Genomic DNA, 766 nt, shown 5'->3' on the forward strand with positions numbered 1-766 from the left:
TCCTTTATTCCATTTAAAGTGGTGTTAGTGCCATCCGCAGCAGAATAAATAGAACGATTCAAGCCACTAATCGAACCCATAAAACTATTGAATTGCTCATCAGTAAGACCACCGCCGCCACCAGTAGAACCACTATTATATATTCGACCTAGCCAGTCAGCCGTAACTTGATTGTATTGGGCGCTTAATTCAGAGTTATTTTGTATATACTCAAGAGTTGTTTTTAGTGAATTTAAAGAAGTATTGGTTGACTGAGTCGCCCCCTTAATAGCAGAAATATCACGAGTTGATTCTAATTGAGATTTTCGCATTTCATGAAGTTTAAGGACACCAAGACCAGTAACGCCAGCGATAGACTTAAATGATTTGCCATAGTCAAAACCAGATAGGACGTTGTCAGGCATAGCATTAATGATCGGTGCAACTACATTTGGAGGCTCAGGCGTAGGAGGCTCGGGAACTGAACCACCAGAAATCATACCGTCGGGTTTATTGCACACAACGCCCGTGGAAATAAAGTCAGATGAACAAGCATCAAGAGTATCGGTACAAACAGAAGCGACAACAGAATAACGACAAGAGCGAACGCAAATATAAGGACTGTTACCGTACTTCGACCACGTCCAAGTTTTAGAGCCTGTTTGGATACCAATTGGACAAAGTGGCTCATCAGCAGCATAAGAAGCAACGGAGGTCAGGAACGCGAGCAGTAAGAAGAGAATGAAAAGAGCGGTATTGATTGCGCTACGCATGTAACCCCCCAGAA

General features: G+C 42.8%; 1 pseudogene. It reads right to left on the bottom strand.

What is annotated here, in order from left to right:
* A pseudogene (locus PL85_RS18495) lies at positions 1-752 on the bottom strand (hypothetical protein); the annotation flags it as partial.
* Between the last annotated feature and the right edge of the window lie 14 nt (positions 753-766).

Origin of the sequence: Vibrio anguillarum (assembly GCF_001989995.2) — a bacterium.
Lineage (GTDB): Bacteria > Pseudomonadota > Gammaproteobacteria > Enterobacterales > Vibrionaceae > Vibrio > Vibrio anguillarum.